The organism is Streptomyces sp. FXJ1.172, assembly GCF_001636945.3.
Lineage (GTDB): Bacteria > Actinomycetota > Actinomycetes > Streptomycetales > Streptomycetaceae > Streptomyces.
Map to the genome: position 1 here is coordinate 8,758,386 of NZ_CP119133.2, position 12,006 is coordinate 8,770,391.

Below are 12,006 nucleotides of genomic sequence, written 5' to 3' on the forward strand. Positions count from 1 at the left end.
GAGGGTGTGATCGGCGGACCAACCCCTAACCATCGCGCGGTGACTGTGGGGGAGATAGGGGGAAGTTCAGGGGTGGGCTGCTGGCCTGCAGGTTCGTAGCGTATCCGGGTATACCCAGGCTGCCTCTCACATCGGTCCCGTTGCTTGTTCTCCCCGTCCCAACGGTCCATTGACGAAAGGACTCATGGGCATGGCACAACAGCGTTTCTCCACGGTCGCGGTCGTCGGGCTCGGAATAACGGGCTCCGTTTTTGTCGCATTGCTGGCGCGCGCCGGGCACCGGGTCATCGCGGTCGATGTGGACGACAAGGCCCTGGAACAGGGCCGGTCCCGGACACCGGGCGCCGACGGCATCGAGTTCACCACGCGCTTCGCCGACATCGCGCGCGCGGACCTGGTCATCGAGGCGGTCCCCGAACGGGCGGAGCTGAAACGGCGGATCCTCACCCGTGCCCACGAACTCTGCCCGGGCGACACGGTGTTCGCGACGACCACGACAGCCCTGTCCGTCACCACCCTCGCCTTCGAGTCCGGCCGGATGACGAAGACGATCGGGCTGCACCTCTTCCCCATGGCCCCCGACGGGGGCGCCGGCGCGGTCGAGCTGATCGCCACGCCCGTCACCCCGCAGGCGCTGCTCGACGACGTCCGCGACCTGCTGCACGGCCTCGGCTCCACCGCCGTGTCCGGTACCGACAGCCCGGGTTTCGTAGGCGGTGCCCTCGCGATGCTGTACCTGAACGGCGCGGCCGCCATGTACGAGCAGCGGTACGCCACGAAGGAGGGCATCGACGCGGCCATGACCCTGGGCTGCGGGCTGCCCATGGGCCCGCTCGCCCAGCTCGACGCCATGGGGCTCGACACCGCGCACGCCACCCTCGAAGCGCTCTACCAGCGCACGGGCGACCGCAGTTTCGCCCCCGCCCCCGTCCTGGCCCACCGGGTCGCGGCGGGACTGCTGGGAGTGAAGTCGGGGCGGGGCTTTCACGACTACGGCGGCGAGAGCGCCGGCGACGCACGCGCGGCGGCACCGGCCGCCCCTCCGCGCGGGGTCCGTACCGTCGGCGTCGTCGGCTCCGGCACGATGGCGACCGGCATCGCCGAGGTCTGCGCCCGCTCCGGGCACCCCACGACCCTGGTCGCCCGCAGCGAGGTCAAGGCGAAGGAGGCACTGGCGGCCGTCGAGCGCTCACTGGAGCGCCAGGTCCGCCGGGGCCGGCGTACCCCCGGGGAAGTCGCCGCGACCATGGCCCGGCTCAGCGGTGGGCCGGCGTTCGAGGCGCTCGCCGACTGCGACCTCGTCGTGGAGGCCGTCGCCGAGGACCTCGCCGTCAAGCGAGGCGTGTTCGCCGAGCTGGACCGGGTGTGCCGGCCCGGAGCGGTGCTCGCCACCTCCACCTCCAGCCTGCCCGTCGTCGAGTGCGCGACCGCCACCGGGCGCCCGCAGGACGTGCTCGGCATGCACTTCTTCAACCCCGCGCCGGTCATGAAGCTCGTGGAAGTCGTACGGACGGTGCTGACCGCCGAGGAGACCGTGTCCACCGCTCACGCGGCCGCCGCCGCGCTCGGCAAACGGCCCGTGGACTGTTCGGACCGGGCAGGATTCATCGTCAACGCCCTGCTCTTCCCGTACCTCAACCGGGCGGTGGGCATGCTGCGCGAAGGGGTGGCCACCGCTGACGAGATCGACACCGTGATGACGGCCGGACACGGATTCCCGATGGGCCCCTTCCAACTGCTCGACGTGATCGGCCTCGACGTCTCACTGGCCATCCAGCGCACCCTCCACCGCACCTTCCGCGAACACTCGCTCGCTCCGGCCCGCCCCCTCGAACAACTCGTGGAGGCGGGCTACTTGGGCCGTAAGACGGGGCGCGGCTTCCGGTCGTACGCGGGCGTCTAGGGCCACGTCCGGCGACGCGCGGGCCGAACACAGCGAACTGCCCGGTGCAACGTGACCGTCGCACCGGGCAGTTCGCTCGACCTCGTATGCCGCTGTCTTCAAGGCCCCTGCATCACAGCGGCGTTGCGCGAAACCGGTTGAGGGCCGGAAGGTGGCGCCGCCGTGTCTCCTGGTCGCGTACGCCCAGTCCCTCGGCGGGCGCCAGGCACAGGACGCCGACCTTCCCGCTGTGCCGGTTGGCGTGCACCTCGCGCGCGGCCTCGCCCGTCGCCATGAGCGGGAAGACGGTGGACAGCGTGGGGTGCACCATGCCGCGCGCTATCAGCCGGTTGGCCTCCCACGCCTCGCGGTAGTTGGCGAAGTGACTGCCCACGATGCGTTTCAACGACATCCACAGGTACCGGTTGTCGTACTGGTGCTGGTAGCCGGCCGTGGACGCGCAGGTCACCACCGTGCCACCGCGGCGCGCGACATAGACGCTGGCACCGAAGGTCTCCCGGCCCGGGTGCTCCACGACGATGTCCGCATCCTCCCCGCCGGTCAGCTCCCGGATCCGGGAGCCGAAGCGCCGCCACTCCCGGGGATCCGGGGTGTTCGCGTCCTTCCAGAAGCGGTAGCCCTCGGCCGCGCGGTCGATGACGAGTTCGGCACCCATCGACCGGACCAGCTCGGCCTTGTGCGGGTCGGACACCACACACACCGGTATCGCCCCGCCGTTGAGGGCGAGTTGGGTCGCGTACGAGCCGAGGCCGCCGCCGGCGCCCCAGATCAGCACCACGTCGCCCTGCTTCATCCCGGCGCCGTTGCGCGAGACGAGCTGCCGGTACGCCGTGGAGTTGACCAGGCCGGAGCAGGCGGCCTCCTCCCAGGTGAGGTGGTCCGGCATCGGCATCAGCTGGTTGGCCTTGACGAGCGCCAGCTCGGCCAGGCCGCCGTAGTTGGTCTCGAAGCCCCAGATCCGCTGCTCGGGGTCGAGCATCGTGTCGTCGTGCCCGTCGGGGGACTCCAGCTCGACCGACAGACAGTGGGCCACCACCCGGTCGCCCGGCTTCCAGCGCCGCACCCCGGGACCGGTGCGCAGCACCACCCCGGACAGGTCCGAACCCAGTATGTGGTACGGCCGGTCGTGGCGGGCCCTGTCCGGGCCCGAGCGCGCGTAGCGCTCCAGGAAGGTGAAGGTGGGCAGGGGCTCGAAGATCGCGCTCCACACGGTGTTGTAGTTGATCGCACTCGCCATGACGGCGATGAGCGCCTCGCCGGGCGCGGGCAGCGGAGTCGGCACCTCCTGGATGTGCAGGGACTTGCGCGGGTCCTTGTCCGCGGTCGCGAGCCCCTCGAACATGCCCGCCTCGTCCTTGCGGACCACCGCCCCGCGATAGTGGTCAGGCACCGGCAGGGCGGCGAAGTCCCGGTCCACCGCGTCCTCGGACAGTACGGCACTGATGATCTCTTCCACCCTGGTCCCCCTATGTGGCGATGGACTGGCAGTCGTTCTCGTGCAGGCTGAACTGCAGGTCCGGCGGCAGCTGTTCACGACGGGTGATCTCCAGCTTCCGGTAGACCCGGGTGAGGTGCTGTTCCACCGTGCTCACGGTGATGTAGAGCTTGGTCGATATGTCGCGGTTGGTGTAGCCGCAGGCGGCCAGCGCGGCGACGCGCCGCTCGGACTCGCTGAGCTTGCCGGCGGCGGACGGGGCGGCGGGCCGCTCGGCCGGCCAGCGCTGCTGCGCCGGCCCGGCCTGGGCGGGAACGCCGTACCGCGCGCCCGCCCACGCCGTGGCCCCGCACTCCCGGGCCATGTGCCGGGCCCGGCGCTTGGCCGCCGCGGCACGCGTGGCGTCACCCAGCGCCTGCTGCGCGTCCCCGAGGGCGTCCAGGACACGGGCCATCTCCAGCCGGTCCCCGGAGGCCTGGATCGCCTCCACCGCCTTGGTCAGCAGCCGGGGACGCAGCTTGGCGTCCACGGTCATCGCACGCAGCCGCAGGGCCACACCCCGCACCCGCGAGTTGACCGCGTCGCGCATCTGTAACTGGTCGTTGATGAGCCGCTCCGCCTGCTCGGGCTCGCCCAGATCCAGCCAGGCCTCGGCGGCATCCGTGCGCCACGGCAGCAGCGCCGGCCGGTCGACTCCCCAGCGCACCGCGAGACGGCCGGCGTCGAGGAAGTCACCGAGCGCGGCGTGCGCTCGGTTGGAGGCGAGGTAGTAGCGCCCCCGGGCCCGCAGGTACCGCAGGCCGTAGACGTTCTTGAACAGGGCTTCCGGGACGGACTGGTTGAGCCGCCGCGCCGCGGACTCGTAGTCGCCCATCGCGGTGTGCGCGAGCACCAGGCTCGAGATGGGGCCGCCGATGAAGAACGGCCCGGAGTGCTCCGGTACCGCCTCCAGTGCCTGCCCGGCGAACAGGGCGGCGTGGGTGAGCCTGCCCTGGTGCAGCGCGATCTCGGCGCGCAGCGAGGCGAACAGCACCTCCCAGCCGGGTGCGCAGCGCCGCCTGGCCTCGACGAGGAACGCGTCACACCAGTTCTCGGCCAGGTCCACGCGATCGTGGTGGATGAGCGACTTGATCGCGGTGATGACGGCGGTGAGCGTCGTGTCCGTCAGCGGTGACACCTGGAGGAACCGCTCTATCACCGCGGGGGAGGCGGGATCGGGACGCCCGGGGTGCAGGCTCGGCAGCCGCGCGTCACGCGCCTGGGCCTGCGGGACGTCGTGCAGCGGGAAGTGGACGTCCCACTCCCACGGATGCATGATCTCGGTGTCCGTCGGCAGGGCCCGGCCGGGACCGGCCAGCTCCTGCAGTCGCCCGAGGGCATGACGTGCCTCGTCGAGGCGGCCGTTGGCGATGAGCAGGTTGGCCAGCGGGGTGATGAACGGCGCCGGCAGCAGTCCGGACCACAGCGCGGACAGGGACTGCGAGAGATACGGGTCCTCCGCGGTGGCCGGGTTGATGCGCCAGGCCACGCAGGCGAGCCGGACCGTGATCTCGGCCCGGGTCCGTGCGTCGGTGCAGCCGGCATGGGCCAGTTCCAGACAGGCGATCGCCTCCCGCGCGCGGTCGGCGGCGAGCGCCTCCTCGGCGGCTCCCTTGAGTGCGGTGACACCCCAGGTGTCCACCGTGTCCCCGCCCGCGAGCAGGTGCGCGGCGACCTCGCCGACGGAGGCCCCCTGCCGGTGCAGCAGCGCGGCCGCCCTGAGGTGCAGGGCGCGGCGGTCGGCGTGGGTCAGGCTGTTGAGCACCGCCGCCCTGGCCAGGCAGTGACGAAAGCGGCGGTTCTCGGTGATGCCGGCGCCGTCGAGGGCGTGCTGGGCCTGGACCAGGTCATTCGCCGACAGCCCGGCGAGCGGCCCGAGCAACTCGCGGTACTCGGACTCGCCCAGGACGGCCAGCGCCGCGGCGGCGTCGCGCATACGGGTGCCGCCGCGGTGCAGACAGGTGAGCACGGCCCGGCTGAACGAGACACCGGGCTCCGCGCGTTCACCGGAGGTGCCCGGGAACCAGCGGGCGGCCAGGTGGTCCTCGACGAGGGCGCGCAGCAGCAGCGGATTACCGCCGCTGGCGGCATGCAAATCGCTCGTCAGCTCCGCGTCGGCTTCCACATCGGGATGCGCCGAGAGCATTCCGGCCACGCCGACGAGGCTCAGAGGACTCAGCCGGACCCGGCGGAAATTGGGCTGACGCAGTAATTCGGTGTCGAACGTGGGGTCCTGCGGAACCCGCGACAGCGACTGGGTGAAGAGCGTCAGAATCCGGCTCTTGCGGGTGTGGCCGACGAGATGGAGAAGACAGTGCAACGATTCGACGTCCACATGGTGCAGATCATCGACACTCACCACCACCGGAATGCGGACGGCGAGATTCCGCACGATGGCGCCGAACTGTCCGTAATTTCCTTGGCCAAGGGTGGCGAGGATTCCCTCGCGCGCGCGTTCGGGAAACGACCGGCAGTCGATGAGTTGGCGTACGACACCTAACGGTGTGCTGCTGCCGGACAGGGATCCTGCGGCGTGCAGGATCAGGGCGCCCCGAGCGGCCGCGTACTCGCCGATCCCCTCGAGGGCCGTGCTCTTTCCGCAGGCCACCCCGGCTTCGATGAGCACCGTCCGGGAGTCGCCGGACACCACTTCCTCGAATGCGGCTTGCAGGGCAAGCCAATCTGTTCGTTGTTCTAAGAATTCCATGGCAGAGACACGAACCCCCGATTTTTCGGCCGGCCTCGCGCTTCCGAGCCGGCTGTTTCCCCGGCGTGCACGTCCTGGGCTTGCTGGCGCACGGACTTCCTTGTGCGGCGCACAGTGACTGTGGACCGACGAGATGCAATCTCGAAAGTCGGCTCTCGTCAACGTGGCGTCTGACGGACCATTAACATCTTTGTCTGAAAAGCATCTGTCGCAGGAGTGGGGATCTGGTACCTTCCACGCACCGCGCCTCACGGTCGAGTCGGTTGTGGTCGCTGAATTCGCAGGCGGGAGCGGTGAATGCCCCGGTGTGCCGTGTGGTCGACCGGATGGCGGCCGGATGTTCGTCGTCCGCCTGTCCGAAAGGGATGCTATGTCAACCGGTAGGCGCGATGGTGTGGGTATCCCGCAGACCTAGGGGTCGATAAGGGTATGGATAGGGGTGCCCTATTGCGGGAGAACGGAACGCTCCAGCGCCGTTCCGGCACACTCGGCCGGACCGTGTTGGTGTGGTGTGTGATGTGAGGGTTTGATGTCGGTCGACGCCGGGCGGGCGGAGGTGCCCGATTCGGCGTCAGTTGCTTGCCTCCTGTTGTCGCCAGCGTTCCAGCATTTCGGAGAGTTCCTTCTGCATGAACTCGAAGAAGGGCAGCGTCGCCGCGAGCTTGGCCCCGGCCGGGGTGTCCGCGCCGAGCGCGCCGATCCCCTCGCGCAGACTGTCCTCCCAGCGGACGAGTTCGTGGTCGCGGCGGCGCATCAGCTCGTACCAGACGTTGCTGTCGACCCGGAAGTGATCCTGCCGGGCGCCCGGTTCGCGCTCGCGGATGGCGAGGTTCACCTGGGTGAGGTAGCGGACGGCTCCCGAGATGGCGGCGGGGCTCACCTGAAGCTGCTCGGCCAGTTCTCCCGCGGTCAGGTGGTCGGAGTCCGAGGCGAACAGCGCCACGAAGACCCGGGCGGGCATGCGCGGGAAACCCGCCTCGGTCAGCGCGGCCGCGAAGCGCTCGATGAACCTGAGCACGGCCTCCTGGTCACGGGCCTGCGCGGGCTTGTCGGTCACCCTGCGTCGCCTCCCTCTGGTTGTTGCGTGCGGCTGAGAGTTTACAGCATTCATTGACTTCACGAATGTGTGAAACTAATGTCGTGCATGAAAGACGTGGCACATCAGGAACAACCTAAGGATGGATGCCGACATGGCCGTCTCAAGTGCCCGACGGTGGTGGGCTGTAGGCGCCCTCGCCCTCAGTGCGCTGGTGGTGGGTCTGGACACGACGGTCCTGAACGTGGCCCTGCCCACGCTCGCCACCGATCTGCAGGCCTCGACCAGCCAACTGCAGTGGTTCGCCAACGCGTACAACCTCGTCTTCGCGGCGGTGCTGCTGCCGGCCGGGCTCTCCGGCGACCGCTTCGGTCGCAAGAAACTGCTCGTCGCGGCGCTGGTCCTGTTCGGCGCCGCTTCCGTCGGCTGTGCCTACTCGGGCTCCACGGACGCACTGATCTGGTGGCGGGCCCTGCTCGGCCTGGGCGCCGGCTTCATCTTCCCGCTGTCGCTGTCCGTGCTCCCCGTGATGTTCGACGACGAGGAGCGGCCCAAGGCCATCGGCATGGTCGTGACCGCGAGCGCGCTCGGCCTCCCGCTCGGCCCGATCGTCGGCGGCTGGCTGCTCGACAACTTCTGGTGGGGCTCCGTCTTCCTCATCAACGTCCCGATGGTGGCCCTCGCGATCGTCGCCGTGGCGCTGCTCATGCCCGACTCCCGCAGCCCGGAGCCTCCGGGGCTCGACCTGGTCGGCGTGCTGCTGTCCAGTGCGGGCCTCGCCGGGGTGACGTACGGCGCCATCGAGGCGGGCGAAAAGGGCTGGGGGAACGGCACGACCCTCGCGCTGCTGATCGGCGGCCTGGTCCTGGTGCTCCTGTTCGTGGCCTGGCAGCGCATGCTCGGTGCCCGGCCGGGCGGCAAGCCGCTGGTGGACCTCTCCCTCTTCAGGGCTCCCGCCTTCACCTGGGGCGCCGTGATGGCGATCGTGCTCTCGTTCGCCCTGTTCGGCCTGCTGTTCACCGTGCCGCAGTACTACCAGGCCGTCCTCGGCACCGACGCGCTCGGCACCGGCCTCCGGCTGCTGCCCATCATCGGCGGCATCATCGTGGGCGCCCGGGTGGGCGGCAAGGTGGCCCCCAAGGCGGGCTCCAAGGGCCTGATCTCGGCCGGCTTCCTGCTGATGGCCGTAGGCCTGTTCATGGGCGCGGTGACGAAGACCGGCACCTCGTACGGGTACGCGGCCACCTGGATCGCCATCGTCGGCCTCGGCACCGGTCTCGCGCTGCCGCTGGCCGTGGACTCGGCGCTCGGCGCACTGCCGACCGAGCGCAGTGGCGTGGGCTCGGCCGTCATCCAGACGGTCCGTCAGGTCGGCGGCACCGTCGGCGTCGCGATCCTCGGCACGGTGCTCACCAACGCCTACCACAGCCACCTCGAGGTCGGTGCGATCCCGGCCCCGGCCGGGGACGCGGCCCGCGAGAGCGTCTCCGCCGGCGTCGTCGTCGCCAAGAAGCTGCACTCGACGAGCCTGCTCTCCAATGTGCAGGACTCCTTCGTCCACGGCATGAACGTGATGCTCATCGTGTGCGGCGCGATCGCCGTGGTCGGCACCGTGCTGGCCGTCGCCTTCATTCCGCGGCAGACCGTGCGGGCGGATCAGGGCGCGGACGGCGTCGCACCCACCGACGCACAGGCGAGGGGCGCGCTCTAGCGAACCCCCTCTCGACTGCCGACGGCCCGGCCGGAATCCCCCGACGGTCGGGCCGTCGGCCCTTGCCCGGAAAAAATAGGGGTTTCACGCCGCCCGCTCCTTGGTTAGCGTCACCGCGAGGTGTCCGGAACTCCAGGAAGCGGGGGCAGTCGGTTGAGCACATCATCGGTGGACAGCGGCACGTGGATACGGCAGTACCGCACGGCCTTGCCGGGATCGCCCCGTCTCGTCTGCTTCCCGCACGCCGGCGGTTCGGCCAGCTTCTACTTCCCCGTGGCCGCCGGACTGAGTCCGGACATCGACGTCCTCGCGGTGCAGTACCCCGGCCGGCAGGACCGCAGGGACGAGCGGCCGCTGGACGACATCCGCCGCCTGGCCGACCGCGTCACCGAGGCCCTCGGCCCCTGGCGCGACGAGCCGCTGCACCTGTTCGGGCACAGCATGGGCGCCGTCATCGCCTACGAAGTCGCCCTCCGCCTCGCGGAGTCGACCGGCTCCGGCCCGGCGGCGCTGTACGTCTCGGGCCGCCGCGCGCCGACCACCCAACGCGTCGAGACGGTGCATCTCCGGGACGACGCGGGCATCGTACGCGAACTGAAGTCGCTCGCCGGGACGGAGGCGGCGCTGCTCGCCGACGACGACGTCCTCGCCATGATCCTGCCGGCGCTGCGCGCCGACTACCGCGCGATCGAGACCTACGAGCACCGCCCCGCGGCCCCGCTGCCTTGCCCGGTGACCGTGCTGGTGGGCGACAGCGACCCGAAGGTCACACTCGCCGAGGCCGAGGCCTGGCGGCAGCACACCGACGGCGACTTCGACCTGCGCGTCTTCGAGGGCGGCCATTTCTACCTCACCACCCACCAGACGGACGTACTGAAACTGCTCCGCGAACGGCTCAGGGGCTGACCCGGCACGGGCGCCGTTCGTCAACGGGCGGACCGGGCCCGCGCGTCCCAGCGCACCAGGGCGGTGCCGATCGACATGCCCCCGCCGAACCCCGCCAGCAGCACGGTGTCCCCGTCACCGAGGAGGCCGCCGCGTCGGGCCACGTCGAGAGCGAGCGGCACGGAGGCCGCACCCGTGTTGGCGTGCTCGGCCACCGTGAGATGGGTGCGCGCACGAGGCAGACCGAGCAGGGGCACGACATCCTCGAGCATCGCGCCGTTGGCCTGGTGCGGTACGAAGTGGTCCACATCGTCCGGGGCGGTGTCGCATGCCGCGAGCAACCGCCGTATTCCGGCGGGGAGTTCGGACGCGACGAAGTCGCGTACGGCACGGCCGTGCATCCGGAACCAGTGCTCGCCCGAGGCGAGCGTCTTCTCCGAGGCGGGCTTGCGGCTGCCGCCCGCGGGAACGCCGATCATGTCGTGGTGCTCGCCGAAGCCGGTCAGGTCCGATCCGACGATTCCGTACCCGTCCCGCACCGGACCGAGGACCACCGCTCCGGCCCCGTCGCCGAACAGCACCGCCGTACGCCGGTCGGACGGATCGATGATGCGCGAGTACACCTCCGCGCCCACCACCAGGCCGTACCGCGGGGCGCGTGTCGCGTCGGCGGACAGCAGGGCGGCCGCGACGACCAGCCCGTACACGAAACCGCTGCACACGGCGTTGACGTCGAACGCGGCCGCGCCCGTGGCGCCGAGGCGGTGCTGAACGAGGCTCGCGGTGGCCGGCTGAGGGTGATCGGGAGTCGATGTCGCCACCACGATCCAGCCGAGGTCCGTGGCCTCGACGGCGGCGTCGGCCAGCGCGGCCGCGGCGGCGGCCACGGCCAGGTCGGAGGTCGCCTCGTGTTCGGCGGCGTACCGGCGCTCCCTGATCCGCGTCTTGCGTACGATCCAGTCGTCCGTCACCCCGGCGCGTGCGGCGACGACGGAGTTGGGCACGGCGGCGACGGGCAGGAATGAGCCGGTCCCGCGAATGCCGATGCCGAACGGTCCCCGTTGAGCGGTCACAGGCTGCTCCCAGTCGATGGCCCACGCGGGCCCAAGCGCTCTTCCGAGGGTAGGAATCGGCGGCATGGACCGGTAACCCCTAACGTGCGCAGCCGCCCCCTTATCGCACCGCGGCTCATGGGGCGTCCGGCCACCGCCGGTCGTCCGGGCGCCGGATGCGGACTCGGTGGGGGCGCCTCGCCTTTCCCGGCGGGCGCTGACTGGCGCATACCGGCACACTGGGCTGCCATCAGCTTCACGATTCGGAGCCGCCCGAGGGAGGGCAGCCTTCTCGGCTGACCTCCCTCGGTCACAGCTGCCGTGTCATACGTCGATCTGCTGGAAGATGTGCGGGTACGACACGATGTCGTCGGGGGACTCGGCCACCATGCGCTGGAACTCCGGGCTGCCGAATGCCCTGGCGAGCGCCTCGGTCGACTCCCAGACCGCGACGTTCATCAGAAGCTGACTGTCCGCCGTTCCCTTGTGCATCTGCAGGGAGACGAATCCCGGTTGAGCCTTCATGAACTCGGCCTGCCTGCGAAAGAGGGCCAGGAACGATTCAGTCCGCTCCTTCGGGACGACGAAGGTGTTGGCCAGGACGATGGGCCCGGTCTCCTCCTTGAACTGCGCGAACATCGGCGTGTGCGGGTCGAGACTCTGCAGCTTGGCCATTTTCGGCACTTCCTCTCGCTATCGGTCGGTGGGTGTCGCTGGGATCCACGTCCTGCGGATGCCGGCGGAGTCCGAGGGTGTTGGTGTCCGGGCCGGGCGGGTGAGCCCGTGGACTCAGGTGAGGGCGGCGACCAGCAGGGCGAAGGCGGCGATGATGACGGCGACGCGGACGTAGTGGTAGCGGTTCCAGCGGTTCAGCTGCTGCTTCCAGTCCTCGGGCCGGTTCTCGGGGGTCCACGTCTTGTTCCGGTTGTTGATCGGGACGAGCAGCAGGATCGACATGATCACGCTGAGGATCAGCAGCCCGGCGGCGGTGACGACGAGGCCGGTGCCGTGGTGGTGCCATCCGGCGATGGCCCAGATGACGGCGAGGACGAGCGAGCCCATGTACCAGACCGGCATCACGGCCCCGAGCATCCGGCCGCCGTGGGCGTGGCCGAGTTGGCCGCTTTCCTCCGGGAGGGCATTGAGGATCGGATTGATGACGAAGAGGACGGAGAACTCCACCCCCACCATCACGCCGACGACCACGGTGGTGACGACCTCGAGCGCGCTGAGCATGA

9 protein-coding genes are annotated in these 12,006 nt (G+C 70.2%); 3 read left to right on the forward strand and 6 right to left on the reverse strand.

What is annotated here, in order from left to right; genetic code table 11:
• Positions 1-190: 190 nt before the first annotated feature.
• Positions 191-1,903, forward strand: a complete 1,713-nt coding sequence (locus A6P39_RS39395; protein ID WP_067038918.1) for a 3-hydroxyacyl-CoA dehydrogenase family protein — start codon at positions 191-193, stop codon at positions 1,901-1,903.
• Positions 1,904-2,015: 112 nt separating this feature from the next.
• Here A6P39_RS39395 and ccrA read toward each other — a convergent pair whose 3' ends face one another.
• The 3 genes from ccrA to A6P39_RS39410 all read right to left on the reverse strand — a co-directional run bounded on the left by ccrA (position 2,016) and on the right by A6P39_RS39410 (position 7,141).
• A complete protein-coding gene (gene ccrA, locus A6P39_RS39400) occupies positions 2,016-3,359 on the reverse strand; it encodes a crotonyl-CoA carboxylase/reductase (protein WP_067038899.1) in 1,344 nt (447 codons plus the stop codon).
• 10 nt (positions 3,360-3,369) lie between these two features.
• Complete coding sequence (locus A6P39_RS39405) at positions 3,370-6,024, reverse strand: helix-turn-helix transcriptional regulator (RefSeq protein WP_079133057.1); 2,655 nt, start codon at positions 6,022-6,024, stop codon at positions 3,370-3,372.
• A 631-nt stretch (positions 6,025-6,655) separates the two neighbouring features.
• Entirely contained in the window at positions 6,656-7,141 is a 486-nt protein-coding gene (locus tag A6P39_RS39410; protein ID WP_067038898.1) for a GbsR/MarR family transcriptional regulator, read from the reverse strand.
• Between the two features lie 133 nt (positions 7,142-7,274).
• Between A6P39_RS39410 and A6P39_RS39415 the strand changes: the two genes are divergently transcribed.
• Both A6P39_RS39415 and A6P39_RS39420 read left to right on the forward strand, forming a co-directional pair.
• The gene (locus tag A6P39_RS39415; RefSeq protein WP_107304187.1) at positions 7,275-8,831 is read left to right on the forward strand and encodes an MFS transporter; all 1,557 of its coding nucleotides are present in this window, start codon (positions 7,275-7,277) and stop codon (positions 8,829-8,831) included.
• A gap of 153 nt (positions 8,832-8,984) precedes the next feature.
• A complete protein-coding gene (locus A6P39_RS39420; protein WP_067038896.1) occupies positions 8,985-9,737 on the forward strand; it encodes a thioesterase II family protein in 753 nt (250 codons plus the stop codon).
• 20 nt (positions 9,738-9,757) lie between these two features.
• Here the strand turns inward: A6P39_RS39420 and A6P39_RS39425 are convergent, their stop codons facing one another.
• The 3 genes from A6P39_RS39425 to A6P39_RS39435 all read right to left on the reverse strand — a co-directional run bounded on the left by A6P39_RS39425 (position 9,758) and on the right by A6P39_RS39435 (position 12,004).
• Positions 9,758-10,789, reverse strand: a complete 1,032-nt coding sequence (locus A6P39_RS39425; RefSeq protein WP_234378673.1) for a 3-oxoacyl-ACP synthase III family protein — start codon at positions 10,787-10,789, stop codon at positions 9,758-9,760.
• Positions 10,790-11,092: 303 nt separating this feature from the next.
• Positions 11,093-11,443 carry an antibiotic biosynthesis monooxygenase family protein gene (locus A6P39_RS39430; RefSeq protein WP_067038895.1) on the reverse strand — a complete coding sequence of 117 codons (351 nt, stop codon included), beginning with the start codon at positions 11,441-11,443 and terminating at the stop codon, positions 11,093-11,095.
• Between the two features lie 114 nt (positions 11,444-11,557).
• A complete protein-coding gene (locus tag A6P39_RS39435) occupies positions 11,558-12,004 on the reverse strand; it encodes a DUF1772 domain-containing protein (protein ID WP_067038894.1) in 447 nt (148 codons plus the stop codon).
• Between the last annotated feature and the right edge of the window lie 2 nt (positions 12,005-12,006).